Genomic DNA, 25,584 nt, shown 5'->3' with positions numbered 1-25,584 from the left:
TGGAAGAACCGTTTATGAAACATTTATTTCCTATATATGGAATGTGTAGCATTCTTTGGCTGGGGGCATGTACCCCGGTCGCTACACAGCCGGAAAAGTCCCTGTTTACGACACAGGAAGATTTTCCCAATTTGTTGAATGTGAAAAATGTACCGGAACAACCTGTAGATGGGGATCTCAATTTGTTCTCTGATCTGGGTGCATGGAGTGGCTATGCATTGCCAGTAAACCAAAGCAGGGCATTTGCGGGTGCCTTCATCGGGCCTATGACGATGCATGGAAGAGGATGGATTGCCCAAACGTTGGCACAGCCTACGTTGGTGGTTAATGGTGAAAAGTACGATTTGGTCCGTAATATGCAGACAGCCAAGTATCTACCTGGAAAGTTGGTACAACATTTTAAAGATGCGCGGTTGGAATTCACTACTGAGTTGTGTTTTGCCACTTCACGCACTGCTTTTGTACGTTCTGTTATTACAAATCTTAGTGACACACCTTTGAATGTGTCGCTGACTTGGAGTGGCGGTGTTTTTGAAGAGAATACTACTGCCACTAAGGTGGATAAGGGCGTTCGGTTCCATTATCCGTTCTACGGTCGCCGTTGGGGAACCAATCGCCAGATTATCACACTGCGTAACGAACCGCCGGTAGACGAGGTGACGGCTACCGTGCTTTTCCATACAGCCGATGAAGTGATGACTGTGGGGAACGACAGTTTGCAAGTTGTTGAGAAGAGTGACTATTTGCTGCAATCCGGCAAAAGTTATACTTCGGAATACAGCCAGACACTGACCTTGAAAGGCGAAGAGGCAGATAAGGAGTATGTTGCAATAAAATCCATACCTTTTGATCAATGTTTTGCCGAGAATGCGCAGCGTTGGAATCAGGGGCTTCAACGGATACTGTCTGCCGACAGTCCTTATATGAAAGAAAACGCTTACAGGAACATTGCTGTGAAAGCATTGATGACGTTGAACTCCAATTGGCGTACTCCTGCCGGTGATATCTTCCATGGTTGTAGTTTCCCTTCCTATACAGGATTCATCGGTGGATGTTGGTCGTGGGATGCTTGGCAAATTGCATCGGGTAATGTGTACTATAATCCCGAAGGGGCCAAGAGTGAAATGCTTTCTTTGTTCGATTATCAGGCAGAGAATGGTATGGTTCCTGATTTTATCGGTTATAATAAGGCACGTAACAATTGGCGCGACTCCAAACCTCCTGTAGCATCATGGGGAGCCATGAATGTCTATAAGGTTACAGGAGACAAAGCGTTCTTGGACGAAATATTTGATAAATTGTATAAGTTCCATCAATGGTGGTATGCTGAGCGTGACCACGATCACAATGGCATTTGCGAATATGGTTCTACTGATGGTACACTGATTGCGGCGGCTTGGGAGAGCGGCATGGATAACGGTGTGCGTTTTGATGACACCCGGATGCTAAAGAATGAGATGGAGAAAGCTTGGTCGATGGATCAGGAGAATATTTGTTTGAATTCCTTCCTTTATGTAGATAAACTGACACTTTCGGAAATGGCTTCTATCTTGGGAAAGCAGGAGCTTTCTGAACAGTTGGCTAAGGAGGCTGAGGTAATCAAGCTGTATGTACAGACTAAAATGTATGACAGCGAGAGTGGTTTCTTTTATGATATTCGTTTGAATGACCGTACACCTGTCAAGGTGATGGGGGCTGAGGGGTGGTTGCCTTTGTGGGCAGGTATTGCTACCCCGGAACAAGCCGAGAGTGTGAAGAACATCATGATGGATGAAAAACATTTCAACTCTTACCTGCCGCTAGGTACTCTTGATGTAAGTCATCCTGCATTGCGTCCTACTTTCGGTTATTGGCGTGGTCCGGTTTGGTTTAACCAGGTATATTTTGGTATAACCGGATTGAAGCGCTACGGATATGTGGAGGAAGCCGACTTGCTGACTCGCAAGTTCATGGCACATGCTCAAGGACTGATGACCGACGGACCGATTCATGAAAACTACAATCCACTGACAGGTGAAGTGTTGAATGCACCCAACTTTGGTTGGTCTTCTGCTTTGATTTTGCGATTGTTGTTGGATCAATGATAGTGGAAGTAAAAATCAGTATGCGGATACTCCGAATTTATTAAAAGATATATTTATGATGAAAATTCGTTCTATATTGACAGGGATTGCCATATCTTTGTCGTTGGCAGGTATGGCACAATCCCAATATGACGGTGCTCCGGTAAACAGGAGCGCTAACGAAACGAGCACAGACAATGTAGAAGTGCGTAAAAACAAATACCCCCGTTCGGATAATGATTGGGAAAATTTTAATGTGCTTCATATCAATCGTCTGCCTTCGGCGGCTAATTTTATGGGATACCCCACTAAAGAATTGGCATTGCAGGGTGATAAATCACAATCTCCTTACTTCCAATCCTTGAACGGAACATGGAAATTTCATTTTGTACCCCGTTCGGATGAACGACCGATGGACTTCTTCCAAAAAGGATATGATGTTTCAGGTTGGGATGATATTAAAGTTCCTTCCAATTGGGAACTTCAAGGGTTCGGCTATCCTTTTTATGTAGGCAGTGGGTATGGTATAAAGAAGAATCCACCATTGATTGCAGTGGAAAACAGCCCGGTTGGCTCTTATAGACGTACTTTTACTATTCCTGCTCATTGGAATAAACGCCAGATTATTCTTTATTTCGGAGGAGTGGCTTCTGCTTTTTATGTGTGGGTGAATGGTGAAAAAGTAGGTTACTCTCAGGATTCCAAAACACCTTCGGAGTTTGATATTACGCCGTATGTAAAACAAGGGGAGAATGAAATAGCCGTACAGGTTTTCAAGTTCAGTGACGGATACTATCTGGAAGATCAGGACTACTGGCGTTTTGCCGGCATACAGCGTGATGTCTATGTGTATGCCCGGTCTGAAACTCATGTGCGCGACTATGAAGTGGTGACCGATCTTGACGGGGAATACAAGAATGCTGACTTTCATCTTTTTGTAGAGTTGGGCAAAGCAGGAGAAGGTAAAATAAAAGGGGCTGAAGTGGAAGTAAGCCTGTTGGACAAAGCAGGCAAAAGTATCTACAATGAGCGTAAGCGTTGGAATGCTGCCGGTCGGGAACTTCATTTTAAAAAGGAAGTGAGAGAACCTTTGTTATGGAGTGCGGAGAAACCGAATCTGTATAGATTGCTGATTGCTTTGCGTGTAAATGGCAAACCGGAACAATACATTTCCCAATACATAGGTTTCCGCAAATCCGAAATCAAACATGCTCAACTGCTGATAAATGGCAAGCCGGTCTATATAAAAGGAGTAAACCGACACGAACACGATCCTTATAACGGTCATGTGGTAGATGAGGCATCCATGCTGCGTGATATTCAATTGATGAAAGAGAATAATATCAACAGTGTACGAACCTCTCATTATCCCAACGATCCCCGCTGGTATGAATTATGTGATATTTATGGTATGTATGTGGTTGATGAGGCCAATATCGAGAGCCATGGCATGGGATATAAGCCCGATCAATGCCTAGCTAACCAGCCCGAATGGGAGAAAGCTTTCATAGACCGCACGGAACGTATGTTCGAGCGTGACAAAAACCATCCTTGTGTCATTATCTGGTCATTGGGTAATGAAACCGGTGAGGGATGTAACTTCGCGGCTACCTATAAATGGGTACATGCCAATGACCGTTCACAGCGTCCCGTGCATTCGGAAGACGGAATAAAGGGACCTTATACCGATATTTTCTGTCCAATGTATAAAAAGATAGATGTATTGATCAATCATTCTCTCTATCTTCCGACCAAACCGCTGATTCTATGTGAATATGCCCATGCTATGGGCAACAGTGAAGGAAATCTTCAGGATTATTGGGATGTGATAGAGAAATATCCCTCTTTACAGGGCGGACATATCTGGGACTGGGTAGATCAGGGCTTGTATGCAAAGACACCGGATGGAAAATTCTATTGGGCATACGGAGGTGACCTGGCTCCGAAAGGTACTCCAAGTTCTGCCAATTTCTGTATGAACGGTCTGATTGCCGCCGACCGTACCTTGAAGCCGCATATCCATGAAGTGAAAAAAGTATATCAAAATATAGCATTCTCTTTATTGGATTATCATGAGGGATGGGTAGAGTTACGTAACAAGTACTTCTTTACGGATTTAAGTGATTTTAATTTTACTTGGAAGCTGGAGGGGAATGGTGAACTTCTGGCTACCGGAACTATTGATAATGTATCCCTGGCTCCTCGGCAGACGGGTAAGTTCAAGACTTCTTTTCCAGCCATACAGGTAAAACCCGGTGTGGAGTATTTCTTGAATTTCTATGCCAGTTTGAAAAATGAGGATGGTCTGCTAAAAGCCGGAACAAAACTGGCTGATGCCCAGGTGAGTCTTCCATTTTATCAGCCGTTTGTTGCTGAGGTTCAGTCTTCACCGGTGATAGCAGATGATGCGGCTTCGTTGTTGACACTTACAGCCGGTAATCTGAGCGTAGGTTTTGATAAGGAAACCGGTGCTTTGACTTCTTATAAAGAGGGAAGTACGGAACTGATAAAAGAAGCTTTACGTCCTAATTTCTGGCGTCCTGTGACGGATAATGATATGGGAAATGGCATGAATAAAACCTTGCGTCCGTGGCGTGATGCGGGGCGTCAGGCAAAACTGTTGTCCATGAAACAAAAGGCGTTGGGTAAAGAAGCCTATGAGGTTGTTTCTCATTATAAGTTGCCTGTAGGAGAGTCTGATTTTATCGTTGCCTATCATTTTTCGGGAAAAGGGTATTTGGATGTGAACTGTACTTTCATTCCGGGTAACGATACATTGCCTTTATTGCCCCGGATGGGGGTTAGTATTACACTGAACAAGCAGTTTAGTCAGATGGAATGGCTGGGACGTGGTCCTCATGAGAATTATATAGACCGGAATACTTCTTCTTATGTAGGTCTGTACAAGGGAAGTGTGGCCGATCAGTATTTCCCGTATGACCGTCCGCAGGAAAACGGTAATAAGACTGAAGTCCGTTGGATGAGCCTGACAGATACCGCCGGACAGGGATTGATGGTTGTCGGACAGCCTTATGTCAGCACCAGTGCCTATCTGTTCCCTACAGAAGATTTAGATGAGCCGGGCCTTCGTAAATCGCAGCGTCATTTATCTGATATCCAGTTCAAGGATATGGTGACATGGAACATTGACCTGAAACAGATGGGAGTGGGTGGTGATACCAGTTGGGGGGCTTATCCTCATCAGCCTTATTTGATTCCGGCTGAACGTATGTCGTTCTCCTTCCGTTTCTGTCCTGCAAAGCAGCATGGAGTATCAGGAAACCGGCAATATTTGAATTTTAAGTAACATAGGTTCGTTCAAAAAGAAAGAGGGCTGATAATTATTGTTTACTTATTTGCGGTAGCCCTTTTGTGAATAATTTAAGGTCAGAAGGGGGATGGTTCAGTGAGTGAAGTATCTCTCTTAAAAAAGCAGCTTGGATAGTGAATTCTATCCAAGCTGTCTTTTTATTTTTTATATTTGTCATACCGGTTAATATCCCGGATTCTGATATTCATTAGCGTTATCAATCAACAATAATTCGGCTGTGGGAATGGGGCGCAAATAGTGAATGTTCTTATCGAATTTTGTGATTTGCGGATTAGCTTTTGTGATACGGCTTTCGAAAGCACGGAATCTCTTCAAGGTCATCCAGCGGTTCCATTCACCAATCATTTCGCGTGCATACTCGTCCAGCAAGAAATCCTGGGTAACTTCCGAAGCTGTGATATCCATACTATGGTCATGTCCTTTACAGGCACGGTTCCGAAGTGTGTTCAGTCTTTCGGCAGCACTTTGGTTGTTGCCTAATCTCCAGTCAATTTCGGCTGATATCAGGTAGGTTTCTCCTAAACGGTAGACAATACAGTCTGCTGAGGAATAAGGTTTGGAGGCATTTGAACCGGCATATAGGCTAGGACAATCTGCTTTCTTCAGACTTGGGAAAAACTTCAGAGGACTTTTTGTGTCGGCATAGTTGTCTTCCAAGTTGAAAATGGCATAGCGGCAAGCGTTTCTTTCGGCTTGTGTATAGGTCTTACGAGATAAATAGACAGCCGTATCTCCTAAAGTGATATCATAGGCAGAATTGCCGACCCTGCTGGTGGATAGACCGTATCTTTGTGCATCGGCCTCGTTCCACGTATATCCGTTCTTGGTACTGTTCGTAGCGTTATTCACATAATAAGTGTCTTTGAAGAAGGCTTTATAGCGGCCGTCTTTCTCTCCATATAAATCAAGCATATACTTGCTGGGTTCCATATAGCAGTTACCTTTTGCCAGTTTGGGAACTTCGTATCCGTTGATGTTCGTAGCGTAACTGGGTGTCATGCCCGAAAGATAGATGCCTGAGGTATTGTTATTGTATGCTTCGGAGTGTTTCCATACACGGTTGAAATAGTTTCCACGAGGATTATAAGCCGTAATGGTAGAGTGGCAGACAATGAAAAGTGCTTCTTCGTTGTTTTTATTGTTGTTCTCATCAAAAACAGCTTCTATATCATCATAAAGCTTGACTCCCAACGAACCGGCGTTCTGAATCAGGTAATCTGCCGCCGCCTTTGCTTTTTCCAAATAGGTTTTGCTTTCGCTGTCCGTCAGGGCGGTGGTATTACCCAGACCGTCTGTATAGGTGGAGAAAGTGAGGCAGGCTTTGGCATATAAATGATAAGCGGCTGCACGTGTCACGTGTCCTTTTACTTCCTGTGTGATAGGAAGATTTTTCATGGCGAATTCCAGATCTTCCAGAATTACTTTATAAAAATCATTAACCGAACTGCAAGGAAGAACGGAAATAGGACTGTTCATAGGCTCCAATGGCAGGTATTTGCCTCCCCATTGCTCTACAATATTATATAAGGCATGGGCACGGATAAACCTTGCTTCGCTGACCAACTCGTTGATTCTTGTTTCGCTTAGACCTTCCACTTTGTCGGCATAATGGACAGCTGCATTACATGCACTCAATATACCATAGAAACCCGCATATCCTTCATTCAACATACCGTTGGAAGCACCGTAATCTTCATAACGGAGTAGTTTGCTCCAGTTACCGTTGGTACCATCGGGATTCGTATCTTGCCAAATGTCTGTTCCACCTTCTGCAACCATTAGATAGGTGTCTTCTGCCTGACCATAAACTATGCGGACCAGGTCAAAGTAACAGTCGTTCACTTTCTTTTCATAGCCTGCCGGGGTAGACCATTCTTGTTCTGTGGAGATGCCGGAGGGATTAAATTCATCCAGGCTGCAACCGTAGGCAGACAACATCATGATTACGGCTGATATAGAGAGTAATTTATGTTTTTTCATCTGTATAAGTTTTTAGAATGAGATATTAACGCCAAATACGTATTGTTTAGACAACGGTGCGTCGTCATCATTTCCTCCCTTTTCGGGGTCGTAGTTTTTCAAATAGTCACATTTTGTAAAAATAAACGGATTGTTTGCAGTAAAGTATACACGCATTCTGTCAATTTTTACAGCATTCAACCATTTCTTGGGGAATGTGTAGCCCAGTGAAATGGTTTTTACTTTCAGATAAGAACCGTCAAAATAGTTAGCCCATTGTTGATACGGGTCCTGTCCGTTTGTAATACTTGCATCCGGACGGGGATAGCGGGCACTTTGATTTTCAGGAGTCCAGTAGTCACATACGGTAGGTGAAGGCGTCAGACCGTCTGTACGATACCATCCGGTCAGACCGTAAGGGATTGTCCAGTCCCACCGGGCAATCAACAAAATGCTCAGGTCGAAATTCTTATAATTAAAATTATTAAGTAAACTGCCCGACCATTTCGGTGTGGCGCTTCCTAGAACATAATAGTCATCCGCATTCAGCTTGTAATCGGGAGTACCATTTTCTGCAATATGGACTTGTCCGGGTTTCTGACTGTATTTGGCTGCTTCTTCTGCTTCGGCTGTACCCCATATTCCGGCATACTTGTATCCGTAATAAGTCTTGATTGCCTCACCGGGAATTAGGTAGTAGTCTCCGAACTGAAGCGGGCCTTCGCTGGTTGTTTTTATCACTTCTTCTTTGTTGGTTGAGAATGCCAGTGTGGTGCTCCATTGGAATTCAGGTCCGACAAAGTTACGGCTGGTAATGCTTAATTCCACACCTGTATTGCGTGTTTCGCCTACATTAGACCATATTTTGAAAGGAGAGGAGCCGTAACCTCCCGTTGCATAGGGCAGGTTTTTCTCGAATAAAATATCTTTGGTGTCTGTCCGATACCAGTCGAACGCCACGTTCAGTCTGTCACTGAATAATCCCAAGTCGAATCCCAGATCTGTCATATAAGATTTTTCCCATCCCAGACTCTTGTTGGCGATGGATTGGGAATAACCGCTATAAGGGACTCCTACATCTTGAAATCCGATAATGCCTGTGCGGCTGTAATCTAATGTGGCGTATTCTGAAGCACCGGCATTACCGGTGACACCGTAACTGGCGCGTAATTTCAGATTGGAAACAGCTTTTACATTCTGCATGAAGGGTTCATCACTGATGCGCCAGGCAATAGCTCCTGCGGGGAACATATCCCACTTGTTTCCATCTGCCAAGATGGATGAACCGTCCCAGCGGCTGCTTAATGTCAATAGGTAACGTCCTTTATAGCTATAGTTGATACGGGCGACATAGGACATTTTTTGGCTACCTACATAAGAAGAAGAAACTGTGGGTGTACCGGTTGCAGCACCTAAATTATGGTATAGATAAGAATCCGTATCAAATTTGTTGGCAGTGGCGGTCGCTTTTTCTTTTTGGTCTTTTGACCATTCAGTGACTCCGGTTATTGTGAAATCGTGATCCTCTTTTATTTTGAAGTTATATGTCAGGATATTCTGCCATTTATAATTATAAGTGAAGGTGTTGGGGATAGTGGCTTGCACTAGCCCGCTTTCCAGTCCCTGATATGATTTTGTGCCGGTATACTTACTTTCTTTCATATTCCGGAAATATCCGCCAAGCAGACTCTTGAATGAAAGTCCCTTTAACGGGGTCAATTCTACATAAATCTGTGGGGCTACGCTCAATGTCTTTACATTATTTACATATTGGTCTTCTCCCATATCGGCCAGCGGATTCATGTTGCCGTCTCCCAACGGGTAGTCTACCAGATTGCCGTCTTCATCATAAGGAGTACCCAATGGCGGCATACAGAGAATACGGTTCCATATACGGCTGTAACGCTTGTCATTTTCAGAATACATGGCATATAGGTTTAGTCCGTATTTTACCATTTCATTGGCTTTAAAATCTATTTTGGCACGTGCCGAGTAGCGTTCCAGTTCGTCTCCTTTCAATAATCCTTCCAAATTGTAATATCCTAAAGAAAAATAAGAGGTGACCCGGTCATTAGAATAAGATGTGCTTAGATTGTAGCTATTGGTGATACCGGTTTGTGAAGCTAAATCAAACCAGTCCACCCATTGATTGTTGTCTATATATTTTTGCATATAGCTGGGAAAAAGATTCCCGTCATCGGCCGGGCTGTTCCAGGCACCTACCGTTCTTTGTGCTTCTCTGCGGAAATTAATGTAATCCTCTCCACGATTTACTTCGGGGAAGCTGGAGATGACATTCCAACCATAGTAGGCATCCAGATCAATGGAGAATTTATCTTTTTTAGGAGTTTTGGTGGTGATGATGATAACTCCATTTGCTCCGGCAGCACCATAAACAGCTGTAGAGGAGGCATCTTTCAGTACTTCAATAGAAGCGATATCATTCGGATTCAATTCATCGTAAGAGCCTTCCATTCCGTCAATGATGAATAACGGGCTATTGTCACCATTGATGGAGCGTGTGCCACGTAGGGTCATGTTCACTCCGGAACCGGCTTCTCCGCTACTGCGAGTGATATCCAAACCTGCCACCTGTCCTTGAATAGCTTCTAGTACATTGCTGGTTGGCATTCGGACAATATCCTCACTTTTTACGGAAGCAACAGCTCCAGTCAAATCTCTTTTTTTTACAGTACCGTATCCTATCACCACCACTTCATCCAATGTCTGGGTATCAGGCTGCATTTTGATATTCAATTGTGTGTTTTTGCCAATGGTTATTTCCTGGGTTTTATATCCTATATAGGATATTTCGAGAACATTTTTTCCGGCAGGAACTTCCAGTGCATAATTCCCGTCAAAATCCGTGATGGTTCCTATGGTGCTTGCACCTTTGATTATGACGGATACCCCGATTAAAGGTTCATTGTTCTCATCAATAATTTGACCTTTGATGGTACGTCCTTGCAGGATCGATTGAACCGATTCATTTTTCACTATGTTACTTGACTTTGCATGCGAATAGGCAACCGGTATGCATAGGACTATTGACAATCCTAAAATAAGGGGACTACGCATAAGGCTGCTTTCCCGGTTTTGTTTTGGATTTTTCTTCATGTTTTTCATTTTTGCTTCTTTATTAATTCACTATTTGTTTTTAAAGGTTGATTGTTATATCAAGTTGTTGAATCAGTTTGGTTTCAATCGTAAACTTATTATGTTAGATTAATCTTTTGTTTTCTTTCTTTTTTTCATGTTTCTGCCTTTTAATACTTTGGAGATTTGTTTGTGTTTTTTTGTTTTATTTCTTTATTCTTGCTATTTTATGATTTTATATTTATAAATATTAAAATGATTTCTTTATTTTATTTTTAGTGCACTGTTTGTGTTATAATTATCTTGTAGGTGCAAAAATATACGAAAGGAATCGAAGATAAAAGTGAATATGCTATGTTGTTGAACATATCTATATCAAATTCTATTTTATTGTTTTATTATAGCTGAAATCTGGTGTTGGAAATATTAAGATAAAAAAGTCCCCGGATAAGAACGCCTTTCTTATCCGGGGACTTTTTTAAATATTATAAGATGTATTCTTTATCGGTTTTTATACATTCTTTCATAATACTTTTGGTAATCGCCACTTGTTACATTTTCCACCCATGCTTGATTTTCCAGATACCATTGGATTGTTTTTACAATACCTGTTTCGAATTTTGTTTCAGGATACCATCCTAATTCATTAGTGATTTTGGTAGGATCGATAGCATAACGTTGGTCATGTCCCAAACGGTCTTTGACAAAGGTGATTAATGATTCGTTAATCCAGTCGATAGAAATCTCACCTTTATCGTTCAACTCTTTTTTCTTCAAGATTTTGCGATATTCGGGAGTTTCCGTCATCATCCGGTGAATAGTGGCTATGGTAAGTTTTACTATCTCTATGTTTTCTTTCTCATTGTGTCCGCCTACATTATATACTTCCCCTTCGCGACCTTTGCGCAGAACCAAATCGATGGCTTTGCAATGGTCTTCTACATATAACCAGTCGCGTACATTCTTTCCGTCACCATATACGGGAAGTTTCTTTCCTTCCAAAATGTTTTTAATGATCAGCGGAATCAGTTTTTCGGGAAAATGGTACGGACCGTAATTATTGGAACAGCGGGTAATGGTTACCGGCATTTTGTAAGTATCACGATAAGCCATGACAATCATATCAGCGCTTGTCTTGGAGGCACTATATGGGCTGTGCGGACATAAAGGAGTTGTTTCAGTAAAGAAACCTTCTGCTCCCAGGCTGCCGTATACCTCATCTGTAGATACCTGGTGGTAACGTACATCTTTACGCCAGGTAGGATAACCATTCTCATCTTTTCCCGTCACCCAGGCACGGCGGGCCGCATCCAGCAGGTTTTGAGTTCCCAAAATATTAGTTTGCAGAAACAATTGTGGGTTTTCAATACTGCGGTCTACATGGCTTTCTGCTGCAAAATTCACGATGTAGTCAAACTTGTATTCTGAGAATAGTTGGTCTGCCAAATCACGGTCGCATATATCTCCTTTTACGAAGAAACAACGTTCATTATCAATGTCTGATGCAATAGTTCCCAGATTGCCGGCATAAGTCAAGGCATCCAGTACCACCACCCTGATGTCGTCATGTTTGGCCAGGATGTATTTTAAATAGTTGGCTCCGATAAATCCGGCAGCTCCTGTAACGAGATAAGTCTTCATATTGTTTTTGATATTAGTGCGTGCAAAGTTCGGAAAGATTTTTTAATCTTACAACTTATCCGCCAGTTCTATTACTTCTAAATCTTTAAATTCTCCATTATCGATACAAAAACGTACCAATGTTCTCACTTTATGAAATCCGGAAATACCTGCTGCTCCCGGGTTGATGTGTAACATATCCAGTGTCTTGTCATATTTCACCTTTAATATATGCGAATGTCCGCTGATAAAAAGCTGGGGAGGTTTCACCAGCAGGCTGCCGCGGATGGAAGGATCATAGTTGCCCGGATATCCGCCTATATGCTTTATCAACACCTCGGCACCATCTACGGTGAAGCGGTTGGTTTGAGGATAAAGTCTGCGTATGTCCTGCCCGTCAATATTTCCATATACAGCCCGGAAGGGGCGGAAAGCGGACAGTTTCCGGGCGACTTCCACCGAGCCGATGTCTCCGGCGTGCCATATTTCATCACAATTCTCAAAGTATTTCAAGTATTTGTCATCCCAAAATGCATGAGTATCCGATAATAATCCGATTCTTGTCATAGTTTTTTTGTTTATTATCGACAAAGGTACTATATTTGGAACAAATCTAAGCATAATATGGAGAGCAAATATCATTATTTCAAGCGTGATATCAGTTGGTTGTCTTTCAACTATCGCGTGTTGTTGGAGGCGGATGACGACTCCCTTCCGTTGTATGAACGGATTAACTTTATCTCTATATATTCTTCTAATCTGGAGGAATTCTACAAGATTCGTGTAGCGGAACATAAAGCCATCGCTTCCGGTGGCCAAAGTGATGATATGACACAGGAAGAAGCCAGACACCTGATACATCAGATAACCGAAGCTGTCAATAGCCAGATGGAAGACCGTATCCGCATTTATGAGCATAAGATTGTTCCGGCTTTGCGCAGGCATCATATTATTTTTTATCAAAGTAAACAGGAGGTAGAGCCTTTTCATCAGGAGTTTATCAGTAATTTCTTTAAGGAAGAAATTTTTCCCTATCTTCAACCTGTTCCGGTATGCAAGAATCGAATCAAGACTTTTTTACGTGACAACCGTTTGTATCTGTCGGTACGCGTGACGCGCAAAGACACGGGGGAAAAGGAATACTATATTATCAAATTGCCTTATAGCAAAGTTCCCCGTTTCATAGAACTTCCCCGACAGGGAGAAAACTTTTACCTGATGTATATGGAAGATATTATAAAGGCGAATATCAACCGTATGTTTCCGGGCTATGATTTGGATTGCAGTTATTGTTGCAAGATATCTCGTGACGCCGATATTTTCGTGGATGATGCAACCAGTTCCGAAGTAATGGTGGAACAGTTGCGTAAAAAGGTGAAAAAGCGTAAAATAGGTGCTGTATGCCGTTTTGTGTATGACCGAAAGATGCCTGCGGATTATCTGGAGTTTCTGGTCGATGCATTTGGCATCAATCGTGATGATTTGGTTCCGGGAGACAAACACTTGAACTTGGAGGATTTGGCTCATCTGCCTAATCCCAGTAAGGAACTTTGTACCCAATTGAAACCTCGTCCCATGACATTGAATTGTTTGGATGAGAAAGAATCCATATTCCGTTATGTGAGCAAGAAGGATTTGATGTTGCATTTCCCTTATCATTCTTTTGAACATTTCATCCATTTCCTGTATGAGGCCGTTCATGACCCGTCCTGTAAGGAGATCATGATTACCCAATATAGGGTGGCGGAAAACTCGGTTGTTATCAATACGCTGATTGCTGCTGCGCAGAATGGTAAAAAAGTAACTGTTTTTGTAGAACTTAAGGCCCGTTTTGACGAAGAAAACAATTTGGCTACCGCCGAGATGATGAAGCGGGCGGGGATACATATTATTTTCAGTATACCGGGATTGAAAGTGCATGCCAAGGTGGCACTTGTACTGCGGTATAACAAAGAGGGAAAACAGACTCGCAGCTATGCTTATATCAGTACCGGAAATTTCAATGAGAAGACTGCCCGGATATATGCTGATTCCGGTTTGTTCACTTCCAACGAGATTATTGTGAATGATCTGTATACTTTATTCCGGGTATTACAGAAAGAAGTGACTGAACCCAAATTCAAGCGTTTGTTGGTAGCCCGTTTTAATCTGCTGCCGGAACTGAGAAGACGTATCGGATATGAGATAAATATGGCAAAGGCGGGAAAAGAAGCGCGGATTATCTTGAAAATGAATGCGCTGCAAGATCCTGCCATGATAGATGAATTATATAAGGCTAGTGAGGCAGGAGTGAAAATAGACTTGATAGTACGTGGTATCTGCTGCTTGATTCCCAATCAGCCTTATAGCAGAAATATCCGTATCACTCGCATTGTGGACAGCTTTTTGGAACATGCCCGGGTGTGGTATTTCCACCATGGAGGAAAACCGCTTCTGTTCATGGGTTCGCCGGACTGGATGAGGCGCAACCTGTACCGGCGTATAGAGGCCGTTACCCCCATTCTTGACGAAGATCTGAAACAACAACTGATAGATATGCTGGCTATTCAGTTGAAAGATAACAGAAAAGCCGGTTGGGTGGATGAAAATCTGAATAATGTGTTGAAAAGGAATCCGGAAGAAGAACCGGTACGGGCGCAATATGCTTTTTATGAATACTTGAAGGGGAAGAATAAATGAAGAATATGAAATAACATATTTTATCTTATTTGAAATGATTATCCGCAATCATACCACCGGATGATAAATGGAAATTTATAAAACGGGGGGATGGAATGCGAACTACACGGACGAAGCGGACAAAAACGGACTTAAAATTTAAATTTGTACTTGCAAACCCAATGACAGGTAAAGTAAAAAAATCCGTGTTCCATCCGTCATCCCATTCTATAAACAAATATTTTGTGGTATGATTGAGGATTATCATTTCATATATTCCCAATGGAATGGACTTTTACATATTTGTCTGCCCGAACCACCGTCCACGACTCCGGAAGTAATGCACCGTAAGTTCGGGCTGAAAAATCCTTCAGATGTTTCAGCCCAATCCCAAGGAGGATATAGCGGATAGTTTAGTTTTGACACATCCGGTTTTAACAGGTCTGTTTGTAAAAGATATGTAAGATGCGGCGATGCATGATACATAATGATTATCCGCCATCATACCACCGGATGATAAATGGGAGTTAATGGATGGAACGCGGATTTATTTCGTTCTATAAATTAAAATTGGAACACAAATGATACAAATTAATAACAGTACAGCATGGATATAAACCTGCCGGAGGTTAGATTTGTGTCATTTGCGTTCCGGTTTAACCGATAAATAATTGATATTGTTATGAAAAAATTATATATAACTTTCTGCCTCTTACTGGTTTCTCTTTGCATACATGCACAGATGATTAGTGGAATAATAGTGGATAAAAAAAACAGCCACTAGAGTTTGCCAATATAGTGTTGTTTTCTTTGCCTGATTTTACTTTTTTACAAGGTACTATCAGTGATCAAACCGGAGCTTTTAATATAAAATCAAATGAAACAAAAGGAGTATTACCAATTTCTTCAGTTGGCTATTCCACTATTCTTCTACCTTGCACTAGTTCAAATATGGGAACAATACAACTATATTCAGATGCGCAACTATTATACTCTCGTCCATATTATGCTCAGTTGCGAAGTAATGTAATGTATATTAATCGGTATACATATGAGGGTGGTAATCCATTTTTATTACCTTCTTTATCTCATAATATAACTTTAGGAACAACTTATAAATGGGTATACTTATCAGCCGGATATCAATATGTTAAAGATGCGATTATTTCTTTTAGTGGAGCTTATTCAGAAGATGATCCTACGATTGCTTTAATTAATATGATTAATGCACCAGACTATGATAAGATTTTTGCCTCGCTGGTTTTATCACCTACTATGGGGCTTTGGTCTCCACAGAACAAAAGAATCGTATGTAATAAAAAACTTAGTTTGACGGCTAAGGGGTTCAATCTGCCCCTATGGAATAATTGGACTTGGCTTGCTCCATTCATTTCCGTCTTAGCTGTGTTACCATTTCCCTGAACCAGGGATAATTTAGCCAGATATATTCATACCAGCGGTTCAGTCTTCTTTTCCATTTCCTACTCCACGGATATAACTCCCACCATTTTAGTTGAAAATCCGTTTTCTGCATAAATTCGTGGGTGGGAAACAGAGTAAGAGTTATTCCTCTTATCCATAATGTTTTCATTTGGTTTTCCCAATATTGCATAGGGCCGAATCCCGGCTCCCAAATAATGAAGCGGCCTTCATGAATGCCATAACAAACCACATATCCCGGTACTTCGAAATCATTGATGGCAAAAAGTATGGCAGGAAATTTTCTGGTGGACAATTGTTCCATGTTCTGCAAGCAGATTTCCGCTTCCATTCCTGCACGTATAGCTGCCTGTTTCATACCCATCAACGTATATTTTCCATCTACTTTACACCATTCGGCTAGTGTGCGTGCATCTTGTTGACCGCCATAGTATTTCATGACAGTGAGCAGACAGGCCACTTCCATGGGACATTCGTCACTGGAACGGACAAATGATTTTTTTATTCTGTCAAGTTCGTCTTCAGTCATAACTTAATTTATTTTTCATGGCAGGAGCAAAACAGCAACGCGGATCGGGAAAATCCCAACAATCCTTTCCATAAGCTTTTATGATATCACTCCAACAACGGTTCTGATAACTGAAACAGTCTTCAAAAAGACGGCATTCCCTGCATGGACTCTCTTTGTTGATATCCTGACGTGACAAGGAACAAAGGTGCAAGGCTTGAGGGGAATGCCAGACTTCTTTCAGACTTTGTGTGGTTACATTCCCTATGATAAATTGTGGATGCCAGTAAAGTTGCTCGCATACAGTCACTTTACCATCAGGCAATATAAACATATGAGTGGTCAATGCAGAGCATTCGCTTCCTTTGAAACACCGGCTTCCACCCCAGGTATCTTGATAGTTTTTATCGGTTACTTCTTTCCCTAAAATCACGGGAAAGGAAACCTGTGTGAGAAGAGGGCGTATTTGGTTGAATACCTTTGTAATTTGCGCTTTAGTAGGTTTCAAATGCGAAAATACATTATACTCTTTGTATATGGAATTACTGGCGGGGATAATACGCCAGTCGCGTATATGCTTCAGATGAGATAATTCATGCAGTAATTCCGCCAAGACATTCACTTGGCAATTGTAGTTGGTCAGCACAGATGAAATCTGATAATTCAGTCCGCTGTCATCCAGTAATTGCAGGCCGTGAAGCATCTCTTTGGCATAGTTCCCGTTTACTCCCAGCGAGGCGGTCAGTATTTCGGAATGAATGGCATCCAGTGAAATTTGAACAATTCCCTGATACCCTGTTTCCTGTACATCTTGCAATAGTTTTTGGGTTACAGGCATTTTGGTCGATATGAATTCGGGGGCAATACCCCGTTTTACCAATTCTTTTAATATGATTTTCCAGTCTTTATGCAGGAATATTTCACCACCTATCAGATTTACTTGTTGTACTTGCAGGTCTGAAGCTTCCTTGATCAGCTCCATCATGCGTTGGGTGGTGAGTGGGGATTTTATTTGCGTTGATGTATCTGCATAGCAATACTTACAATGCGTGACACATTGGTTGGTCAGCATGAATGTGAGGAGCAACGGACCGGAATACAGCCTTCTTGTAGTAAGATCCAGTTTTTTCCAGACAAAAGAATTTGCTTGCAGCCGGTCAAAACGCAATGCTTTGCCTGCCTTTTCCGCTTCAATCAATATACGTTTGGGAAAATAAATTTCTCCCTGCTGGGAGGAGGTATAAATGGGGGTCGGATTATCAATGAAGTCCGATACCCATTTGATCATCTCCTCCTTGCTCCGGCAGAAGAAGTCGCACAGCAGAGGGAGAGTTGTCTGCAAAGGTCTGTCATACGTGAAAAAACTCAGCATGACAGCTTGCAGCGGGTGAATAAAAGTATGCCAGTTCCGGGAGCAGTCGGTATCTGTCCCCGTACTGGAGAATAATGCGACCCTGTGAATATCATGTCTCAGATGATAATGAGGGTTCAGCACATATACTTTATTCATTTCCGGTATTTTCATCTTGTGTTTTTGTAGGATCGACGAATCCGCCTGTATAGCATCCCAGGCCACATTTGGATAACTCCTTGTCATCTATGCCACCTTGTACGTCCATCAGTTCGTTCAAGTCCAGCACTTGTTCTTCATCTTCGGAATAGCGGGTGTATTCCGGTTGCTTGTTGTCGGGGTCTTCTTTTTTCATATTCTTCTTTGTTTAAGTTGGTTATTCTCTGTAGTGAAAAAAACGGTGTTACTCCGTGGTGGAAAACAATTCATACACGGGTGCGAAAATCCTGCTCAGTATGCTCCGGCTCGAAGTGATGATCTCCGCCCGGCCGGACATGTCTATTTCATATTTTATTTCCTTTCTGTTGGTTGTCACCAGTCCGTCCGGAAAGTCCACTTCCACGGCATAACTTTTATTGTAAGGCACAAAAGAGACGGAGGCGATTCTTCCCGGCAGTACGCCATACGAGTGGGTGGGGTATTTGTTCAGTTCGATATTTACTTTGTCACCCACGGCAATTTCCGCCACTTCGTCTTGTGAAAGAGTGATGTGCCCGAGGGGATTCCCCTGTTGCTTGGAGATAACGGTGCACAGGGTGTCTCCTTCATTTACCCGGGCGCTCATGCCCCATGTCTTTCCCCATACCACTATGCCGTCGTGATGGCTTTTGATGAGGTACTTCTTGTCCCACGTGCGGAGGCTGTTCACCATGTTTTCGTAAGCCAGTTCCAGCATCCGGAGGTTTTTGGCAGTCTCCATCCGGTGGTTTATATCCAGTTCAAAGAGTTCGCGTTTCACATTCAGCACCGCCATGGCATCTGCCTTACCGGTACTTTCCAGTATCCGGAGTTCTTCATCCAGGTATTTTTTCTTCTGCGGATAGATATCAAACTCCTGATACATCACGCACGTACGCACGGCTTGGGTGAACTGTTCGTAGGCGGAAGACATTTCACCCATGATGAGGTCAAAGGGATAGTCTTGCAGGTACTTGATGTCGTTGGTGCGGTAGTACCATTCTATTTTGGTCAGTACGCGGCAAAATGTTTGTACGTCTTCCAGTAGGGCAGTATTTTTCAGTATGCCCAGCGTGTCGTTCTTTTGTACAGGTGATTGGTTTTCCACAAAAAAGCGGTCTATCATTCCTGCCTGATTGGCAGTGATCCATTCCGCACTTCCCAAGTCATCAATGGTTATCGTTTTTCTTATTGTGTCAGGATACTTAAATAATGCCGTGCCTGCAATAAGAAAAACAATCAGTCCATATACGATGTAGCTTCCCGTATGGATCAACCATTCGGGCATATCTCCCAGCATATCATTGTTTTCGCGGCTATATACTTCTACCTTTTCCGGTCCGTCCGTATTAGGTTTATAGATTTCCTCCATACCTTATTGCTATTATTTTTTAATTCTCAATTCTCGTTTTTTAATTTCCTAAGCGCTCAGTTCCAGCTGATTCTTCACCAGCCTATAGTAATCGCCCTGCCGGGCAATGAGTTCTTCGTGCGTGCCCCGTTCCGTTATCTCCCCTTCTTTCAGTACCACTATCTGGTCGGCATTCTTTACGGTGCTCAGGCGGTGCGCCACGATGACCACCGTTTTGTCCTTGAAGAATCTCTCCAGATTTTCCTGTATCACTTTCTCATTGTCCGTATCGAGCGCATTCGTCGCTTCATCAAAAAACAGGTAATCGGGATTACGGTAAATGGCGCGCGCTATCAGGATGCGCTGCTTCTGCCCTTGGCTCAATCCTTGCCCCGTGTTACCTATTTTGGTGTTATACTTTAAAGGCAAGGATTCGATGAACTCGCGTATATTTGCCATCTCTACGGCATACAGCAGGCGTTCTTTGTCTATCATGCTGCCATCCGGCGCTATGTTGTTGGCAATGGTATCGCCGAATATGAATCCCTCCTGCATCACTACTCCACAATGTTTGCGCCACTCCTTGAAACTGATTTTTTGTAGCGACTGATTGCCTATCATCACCGCTCCTCCGGTGGGAGGATAGAATCCGAGCATCAGTTTTATCAGCGTTGTTTTCCCACTGCCGCTGAGGCCCACGATGGCGGTAGTCTTTCCGGCTGGTATGTCCAGCGATAGCCCTTTGATGATGCGTTTCGATTTTTCTGATCCGTAAGTAAAGACTACATTTTGCAATTGAATCGGGTCTTTGCCTGATATTTGGGTATCCTGGTCCATGCCTTCTGTCTCTTCATCGGGCTTGCCATGTATTTCTCCGAGACGTTCCAGGCTGAGCTGCGCGTCCTGCGTGTCCTGCATGAAGGAAACGAATTGGCTGATAGGCCCTTGCATCTGTCCGATGATGTACTGTATGGAAAGCATCACACCCAGCGTGATGCTTCCATGTAGTACGGCGGTGGCAGAGAGAACTGTTATCAGTACGTTTTTCACTTCGTTGATAAGTACGGCTCCCACCTGCTGCCACTGCCCCAGGTTGAGTGAACTCATATTAATGCGGAAGAGAGAAGCTTGTATGTTTTCCCATTCCCAGCGTTTTTGCTGTTCGCAGCCCAGCAGCTTGATGTCCTGCATACCGTAGATGAGTTGCATCAAATTATTCTGATTGACGGACATCTGTTCAAAGTTCTTCCTGTTCAAGTCGGCCCGCTTGCGCATGAACAGCTTTACCCAACCCATATAGGCTGCGCTGAACAGAATGAAAATGAGGAATATTTTCCAGCTGTATATGGCCAGTACGATACCGAAGATGACTACCGTGAGGGTAGAGAACAAAATATTGAGCACGGACTGGGTGAGGAAACTCTCGATGCGGTTGTGGTCTTCGATGCGGCGTATCAAGTCGCCTGCCAGTTTGCTGTCAAAGAACCTCATGGGCAGCCGCATCAGCTTGGAGAGGAAATCCGAGATGAGCGACACGTTGACGCGCGTACTGATGTGGAGCAGTATACAGCGCCGGATCACCTCAATAAGTGTGCGGCTGAATACCAGCATGAGTTGTGCGGCCAAAATGAGCTGTATAAAATTCAGATTCCTGTGCCCTATGCCTTGGTCTACAATAGTTTGGGTGAGAAAAGGGAAGACCAGTTGCAGCAAACTGCCTGCCAGCAGGCCGATGATGAGCTGCATCATCGCCTTTTTGTAGGGACGTACATAGTGAAACAGATACCACAAGGACAGTTTTTCATATTTTATGGGTTCCGCTTCATAAAATTGCGGGGTAACATCCAGCAAGAGGGCAATTCCTTTTTCTATTCCGCCTTGTGTGGTACTGATCCAGCATTTTTTCAACTCCTGTTCCTCATATTTCAGCAATCCGTAGGCAGGGTCGGCAATGTAGAACCAAGTTTTGCCCCTTTTCTTTTCTATTTTATAGAGGACCACGAAATGTTCCTGGTTCCAGTGGATGATGCATGGCAGTTTTGACTGTTGTTTCAGTTTTTCCATTGAAGTGCGTATACCGGTGGCGCGCAGCCCTATGCTGGCTGCCGCTTCACTGATACCTAGCAAGTTTACTCCCGTGCGCTGTATGTATGATTGCTCGCGTAACTGCTGTACGGAGAATGTCTTTCCATAATATTTGGCTATCATTCTCAGGCAGGAGGGGCCGCAGTCCATGCCGTCCAACTGTTTGTAGAATGGAAATTTGCTCATAATTGTCTTTTTTGTTTTACTCTGTTTATCAGCCAGTCGGCTATTTCGTTCATCCTTTCACTTTCGCTCTCAAAGAAGGCGCACAGGTGTTTTTGCCGTTCTATGATGTATTCCCGGTTTGCCAGTAGATCAATGATCTGCCTGTCCAGTTTCACGGGGGTAATTTTGTTTATTTCCTGTGGCGTGAACTCTGCCATGGGCACATGGGCAAAGGTGCATTCCGTCCAGTGGGTTATTCCTCCGGTGATAAGCGCCATGTCGCACAAGGGCAACAGGGCTTGCAGGCGGGGCAGGCGGTAAATGGCTATATTGGGCGGTAATGAAAACAACCGGGTTTCCACCTCTCCATGATTGGTCAGCAGGATGAATTGATATTGCGGATGGATGCTCGCACTCTGCTTTATGGCTTTGTAGAATGATTCCGTATGTGAGGGGGTGTTCACTTTTCTTTCTTCTTCCTCGTCTTCCAGCAAGCCTATAATAACAGTGCGTGAACGGTCTTCTTTTATTTCCGTCAGTTTGTCGATGAAATCGTCGTCTTTTGCACCTTGCGGCAGCAATTTATAAGGAATAGGCGGCAGGGTGACGACAGGCATTTCCGGCATTAGGTCTATCTTTCTGTCAGTTTTGTTTATGGCTATAAACAGATAGTTTATGTCATATTCATTATATACTTGCTGCTTATCTTGCAGTTGATAGTCCAGCAATGCCAAATGTGGCGTAAACCATCGGAAATCATGTGGATAAATGATGCGTCCTATTCCTTTCCGCAGCAAACCGGTAGTGAAAACGGAGTCGGAGGTATCGGTATAATAGACCTTGTTTCCCCGTTCACTAATCAAGCATGCCAGTCGGGTGGTGGGACATACATTGCCTGCATCCGGTTTTATATCAAAAAGAAATTCAAACATGACCCGTTTTTCTCATCACATTTCAATTCGTATTATCCTACTACTTTAAAGCCTAATGACGTATATAGATTTTTGCCATCATAATAATATGTTCCTAAGAATTTATCGAAAAGGATGCACACTTCCAGTTCATCGCGCATATAGGCAATGTACTCAAAGAGAGTGGAACGTGACATATCCATCTTTGCTGCAAATTCCTTGGATGTGCCTGTGCACTTGTGCCGGATAAGAAAATCCATATAGAGGATTTTCTTAAGGTCTACTCGTTTCATGGTCTTTGTAGTTTTTTAGGGTGAATAATTAGGGTTATCTTTTAAAAGCTCCAACCAAGTATTTCCCATCTTCACTAGTTAGTTCTAATGTATATTCTCCGGATGGGAAACTGGCTATGGAAATGATAATATAGCTTGTTTGTGCTTGGGGCACTAACTGTTCATACATCACTTCTCCTGTTTGATTACCGGTGATGGTAATTTGTATGTCACAGTCCGGAGATGTGTTTTCAATGTAGATGTTCTGGCCATCGGTGCAGGCTGTGATGGGAATAGATGGCAGGCTTCGTGTTGCTACTTTATCATGAACTTCTTCCCAATTCCCATGCATCGTGATTTCTGTACTATTACAAAAAGAATACACTTTCTGCACCGATAAACCACTAAGCAATATGGTGAATAATACCATACGCAAACTCCAAATATTTAATTCTTTAGTTGTTTTCATAATAATATTATTGATTGATTGTTATGCTGTAAAGTTATGGATTTAGAATGAAAAACAGATAGACCGGATATGTACGTTATATGGACAATTAAAAAAGAGATAATATACTAATAATTAGAATATTACCTCTTTGTGCGAATGCGGAATGTGGACAGTTGCTTCCCTAGAACTCCCATAGCCACAGATCCAGTGTCTGTCCTTTGCCGAATGCTCCTATCTTTTGAGTGATACGTTCTTTCAATCTTAATTTTCTTTTAGATACCGAAGTCGATTCTATCCCCAGCAAATCAGCTATTCCCGGATTGGCTATTCCCAACTTGATGAAGCAGCATATCTGCAAATCGCTTTCTGTCAATGAAGGTACAAGAGTGGAAAGCCTTACTATATAATTATCGAATAATAGATTCATTGTTTCCTTTACCTCTTCCCATTGCTCGTCTTTCATGTATTGGGGCTTTGTCTTTAGACGGTAAAGAATATCTGTCTTTTTTATCAGTTGGTTACACAGGAATCTTTCACGATCATGCAATCGTTGGTTTTCTTCTCCTAAAAGTCCCAATCTTTCAAGTTCTTTGGACTTTTCATTCAGCGAAGAAGAATATTTATCAATATGTTGCTGCAACATTTTATTCTCTTGTTGCAGGGCTTCATTTTGGCATTTTATTTCAGATAGTACATTCTTTTGCTCCTCCAACTGTTCCTGTGCATCTTTATTCGCCTCCATTTGTTCTGCCAGCTCCTTCATGCGGCTTTGGTTACGACTGATTATTCTCTCATTCTCTTGTCTTTTTAAGGTATTCAGCTGTATTTCTTCTTCATTCCTTTGTATGATATGCTCTTTGCGGATTAATTTTCGCTGGTATATATAGATAAGGATAGCTATCAGGCAGAATACCACTACCAATGTGATTAGTACATTACGGATGATAGTATTGTTTTCTATTTTTAGCTGGTTCTTTTCATTCAATAGTTTTTGCTGGTTATACTTTTCCTGCATATCCATAAGCTCTTTATTCCTATTCAATATCTCAATTGAATCCTGATAAACTATCATACTATCACAATACTGACTCATTTTTTCATAGTCTTTTTTCTTTTTACTTAGATGGTATAAATCCTGATAAGCAGCACAAACTGTTTCTATACGATCAGTAGCTAATGCTTTATTCAGATAATAATAGGCAGAATCTGTTTTATCAATACGTCTATATATATCACCAATAACCAAGTAACTTTGTTCTAACCCTTTCTCTAGGGGTAATTCAATTGTTTCTTTTAGTCTTAAAGCTTTTTGGGCATAAGATAGGGCGGGCTGATAATCTTTTGTTTCGGTATATACTCCTGCTAATTGGTTCGTTCCGTTTATTAATACCTTATAATTATGTAGAGTATCAGCCATCTGAATTGCTTTTTTATAATACTTGATGCTATTATCAAAATTAAATAATACAGAATAGACCTTTCCTAAATAGTAATATGCAGAGCATATATAATCCTTGTTCTCGGATAACTGGGCATAGTGCAAGGATTGTTTGAACATTTGCAATGCGTATTCATTCAGCGAATTATATAGGTATATATTTCCTATACTACTATAAATCAAATGTGCCAGTTGATAGTCTTTCGTCTTTTCTACTTCCTCTATCGCCTTTAAATAGGATTCTTGCGCTTCTTGCGTTTTATCTGCTTTTCCATATAATACACCTTTATAATATAGGGTCATAGCTTTTCGCTGGGCATTTCCCTTTTTCATGAAATAATCGTATGCTATATTAATTAAGGTGGAATCTGTGACTTCTTCTATGTAATTTTTGTATTTAGCTTGGGTTAGTAATAAGGCCCATGTAGCATTTTGCAATTTATCCGAAGATGCAGGCATTTGCATTTCTTGCAATATGTGTAATGCACTATCCGGGTATTCATACATAATGTGTTCCGCCTTCACCAGTGGAGGCAACAAAGTTTGTAAAGTATCCTTTTTTTGTTTGCACCCTGTAAGAAGTATGCTTAGTATTACCATCCAATTTATAACCCTCTTTTTTCTCATAGTTATTATGTCTTTTATATATAATGGTAGTAAATGTAGGTATTATATATGAGATGTGAAAGGAAAGATGTTGAATTCTTA

18 protein-coding genes are annotated in these 25,584 nt (G+C 42.2%); 5 read left to right on the top strand and 13 right to left on the bottom strand.

Annotated features, from left to right (window positions below):
* Positions 1-14: 14 nt before the first annotated feature.
* Positions 15-2,084 (top strand): trehalase family glycosidase, encoded by a 2,070-nt coding sequence (locus RE317_RS10040; protein ID WP_005845679.1) that lies wholly within the window; start codon positions 15-17, stop codon positions 2,082-2,084.
* Between the two features lie 55 nt (positions 2,085-2,139).
* Positions 2,140-5,370 (top strand): glycoside hydrolase family 2 TIM barrel-domain containing protein, encoded by a 3,231-nt coding sequence (locus RE317_RS10035; RefSeq protein ID WP_008782067.1) that lies wholly within the window; start codon positions 2,140-2,142, stop codon positions 5,368-5,370.
* Between the two features lie 186 nt (positions 5,371-5,556).
* Here the strand turns inward: RE317_RS10035 and RE317_RS10030 are convergent, their stop codons facing one another.
* The 4 genes from RE317_RS10030 to RE317_RS10015 all read right to left on the bottom strand — a co-directional run bounded on the left by RE317_RS10030 (position 5,557) and on the right by RE317_RS10015 (position 12,636).
* Entirely contained in the window at positions 5,557-7,374 is a 1,818-nt protein-coding gene (locus RE317_RS10030) for a RagB/SusD family nutrient uptake outer membrane protein (RefSeq protein WP_008670400.1), read from the bottom strand.
* Between the two features lie 12 nt (positions 7,375-7,386).
* Complete coding sequence (locus tag RE317_RS10025; RefSeq protein WP_005845673.1) at positions 7,387-10,479, bottom strand: TonB-dependent receptor; 3,093 nt, start codon at positions 10,477-10,479, stop codon at positions 7,387-7,389.
* Between the two features lie 471 nt (positions 10,480-10,950).
* A complete protein-coding gene (gene rfbB, locus RE317_RS10020) occupies positions 10,951-12,090 on the bottom strand; it encodes a dTDP-glucose 4,6-dehydratase (RefSeq protein ID WP_005845671.1) in 1,140 nt (379 codons plus the stop codon).
* Between the two features lie 48 nt (positions 12,091-12,138).
* Positions 12,139-12,636, bottom strand: coding sequence for a metallophosphoesterase (locus RE317_RS10015; protein WP_005845668.1), 498 nt, complete (start codon positions 12,634-12,636; stop codon positions 12,139-12,141).
* 57 nt (positions 12,637-12,693) lie between these two features.
* On the opposite strand from RE317_RS10015, the gene RE317_RS10010 reads away from it, so the two are divergent.
* From RE317_RS10010 to RE317_RS10000, 3 genes are all read left to right on the top strand, one after another.
* Positions 12,694-14,748, top strand: a complete 2,055-nt coding sequence (locus RE317_RS10010; protein WP_008670403.1) for an RNA degradosome polyphosphate kinase — start codon at positions 12,694-12,696, stop codon at positions 14,746-14,748.
* A gap of 229 nt (positions 14,749-14,977) precedes the next feature.
* A complete protein-coding gene (locus RE317_RS10005; protein WP_008670404.1) occupies positions 14,978-15,139 on the top strand; it encodes a hypothetical protein in 162 nt (53 codons plus the stop codon).
* Between the two features lie 398 nt (positions 15,140-15,537).
* Entirely contained in the window at positions 15,538-16,149 is a 612-nt protein-coding gene (locus RE317_RS10000; protein WP_229532117.1) for an outer membrane beta-barrel protein, read from the top strand.
* Here RE317_RS10000 and RE317_RS09995 read toward each other — a convergent pair.
* The 9 genes from RE317_RS09995 to RE317_RS09955 all read right to left on the bottom strand — a co-directional run bounded on the left by RE317_RS09995 (position 16,115) and on the right by RE317_RS09955 (position 25,503).
* On the bottom strand, positions 16,115-16,696 hold the full coding sequence (locus RE317_RS09995) for a cysteine peptidase family C39 domain-containing protein (RefSeq protein ID WP_005845663.1): 582 nt from the start codon (positions 16,694-16,696) through the stop codon (positions 16,115-16,117). The genes RE317_RS10000 and RE317_RS09995 overlap by 35 nt on opposite strands.
* Positions 16,689-18,200, bottom strand: coding sequence for a radical SAM/SPASM domain-containing protein (locus RE317_RS09990; protein ID WP_008670409.1), 1,512 nt, complete (start codon positions 18,198-18,200; stop codon positions 16,689-16,691). Before RE317_RS09990 ends, RE317_RS09995 begins: the two co-directional genes overlap by 8 nt.
* The gene (locus RE317_RS09985; RefSeq protein ID WP_005853025.1) at positions 18,178-18,381 is read right to left on the bottom strand and encodes a hypothetical protein; all 204 of its coding nucleotides are present in this window, start codon (positions 18,379-18,381) and stop codon (positions 18,178-18,180) included. Before RE317_RS09985 ends, RE317_RS09990 begins: the two co-directional genes overlap by 23 nt.
* A gap of 48 nt (positions 18,382-18,429) precedes the next feature.
* On the bottom strand, positions 18,430-19,575 hold the full coding sequence (locus RE317_RS09980) for an HlyD family efflux transporter periplasmic adaptor subunit (protein ID WP_005853027.1): 1,146 nt from the start codon (positions 19,573-19,575) through the stop codon (positions 18,430-18,432).
* A 48-nt stretch (positions 19,576-19,623) separates the two neighbouring features.
* Positions 19,624-21,825, bottom strand: coding sequence for a peptidase domain-containing ABC transporter (locus RE317_RS09975; protein ID WP_008670411.1), 2,202 nt, complete (start codon positions 21,823-21,825; stop codon positions 19,624-19,626).
* Positions 21,822-22,736, bottom strand: coding sequence for a hypothetical protein (locus RE317_RS09970; RefSeq protein WP_022508140.1), 915 nt, complete (start codon positions 22,734-22,736; stop codon positions 21,822-21,824). Before RE317_RS09970 ends, RE317_RS09975 begins: the two co-directional genes overlap by 4 nt.
* 32 nt (positions 22,737-22,768) lie before the next feature.
* Positions 22,769-23,008 carry a hypothetical protein gene (locus tag RE317_RS09965; protein ID WP_005853034.1) on the bottom strand — a complete coding sequence of 80 codons (240 nt, stop codon included), beginning with the start codon at positions 23,006-23,008 and terminating at the stop codon, positions 22,769-22,771.
* Positions 23,009-23,042: 34 nt separating this feature from the next.
* Positions 23,043-23,456 (bottom strand): DUF3244 domain-containing protein, encoded by a 414-nt coding sequence (locus tag RE317_RS09960; RefSeq protein WP_008670415.1) that lies wholly within the window; start codon positions 23,454-23,456, stop codon positions 23,043-23,045.
* Between the two features lie 163 nt (positions 23,457-23,619).
* Positions 23,620-25,503 carry a tetratricopeptide repeat protein gene (locus RE317_RS09955; RefSeq protein ID WP_008670417.1) on the bottom strand — a complete coding sequence of 628 codons (1,884 nt, stop codon included), beginning with the start codon at positions 25,501-25,503 and terminating at the stop codon, positions 23,620-23,622.
* Positions 25,504-25,584 lie beyond the last annotated feature (81 nt).

The sequence above is a fragment of the Phocaeicola sp. GP0067 genome (assembly GCF_031119655.1).
In the GTDB taxonomy this organism is placed as follows: domain Bacteria; phylum Bacteroidota; class Bacteroidia; order Bacteroidales; family Bacteroidaceae; genus Phocaeicola; species Phocaeicola vulgatus.
The sequence above is the reverse complement of the archived record's forward strand: the minus strand, read 5'-3'. Positions and strand labels throughout refer to the sequence as shown.

Coding starts and splice junctions, on each gene's coding strand:
- RE317_RS10040 (WP_005845679.1), top strand. CDS start 15: ATGAAACATTTATTTCCTATATATGGAATGTGTAGCATTCTTTGGCTG.
- RE317_RS10035 (WP_008782067.1), top strand. CDS start 2,140: ATGATGAAAATTCGTTCTATATTGACAGGGATTGCCATATCTTTGTCG.
- RE317_RS10030 (WP_008670400.1), bottom strand. CDS start 7,374: ATGAAAAAACATAAATTACTCTCTATATCAGCCGTAATCATGATGTTG.
- RE317_RS10025 (WP_005845673.1), bottom strand. CDS start 10,479: ATGAAAAACATGAAGAAAAATCCAAAACAAAACCGGGAAAGCAGCCTT.
- rfbB (WP_005845671.1), bottom strand. CDS start 12,090: ATGAAGACTTATCTCGTTACAGGAGCTGCCGGATTTATCGGAGCCAAC.
- RE317_RS10015 (WP_005845668.1), bottom strand. CDS start 12,636: ATGACAAGAATCGGATTATTATCGGATACTCATGCATTTTGGGATGAC.
- RE317_RS10010 (WP_008670403.1), top strand. CDS start 12,694: ATGGAGAGCAAATATCATTATTTCAAGCGTGATATCAGTTGGTTGTCT.
- RE317_RS10005 (WP_008670404.1), top strand. CDS start 14,978: ATGATTGAGGATTATCATTTCATATATTCCCAATGGAATGGACTTTTA.
- RE317_RS09995 (WP_005845663.1), bottom strand. CDS start 16,696: ATGACTGAAGACGAACTTGACAGAATAAAAAAATCATTTGTCCGTTCC.
- RE317_RS09990 (WP_008670409.1), bottom strand. CDS start 18,200: ATGAAAATACCGGAAATGAATAAAGTATATGTGCTGAACCCTCATTAT.
- RE317_RS09985 (WP_005853025.1), bottom strand. CDS start 18,381: ATGAAAAAAGAAGACCCCGACAACAAGCAACCGGAATACACCCGCTAT.
- RE317_RS09980 (WP_005853027.1), bottom strand. CDS start 19,575: ATGGAGGAAATCTATAAACCTAATACGGACGGACCGGAAAAGGTAGAA.
- RE317_RS09975 (WP_008670411.1), bottom strand. CDS start 21,825: ATGAGCAAATTTCCATTCTACAAACAGTTGGACGGCATGGACTGCGGC.
- RE317_RS09970 (WP_022508140.1), bottom strand. CDS start 22,736: ATGTTTGAATTTCTTTTTGATATAAAACCGGATGCAGGCAATGTATGT.
- RE317_RS09965 (WP_005853034.1), bottom strand. CDS start 23,008: ATGAAACGAGTAGACCTTAAGAAAATCCTCTATATGGATTTTCTTATC.
- RE317_RS09960 (WP_008670415.1), bottom strand. CDS start 23,456: ATGAAAACAACTAAAGAATTAAATATTTGGAGTTTGCGTATGGTATTA.
- RE317_RS09955 (WP_008670417.1), bottom strand. CDS start 25,503: ATGAGAAAAAAGAGGGTTATAAATTGGATGGTAATACTAAGCATACTT.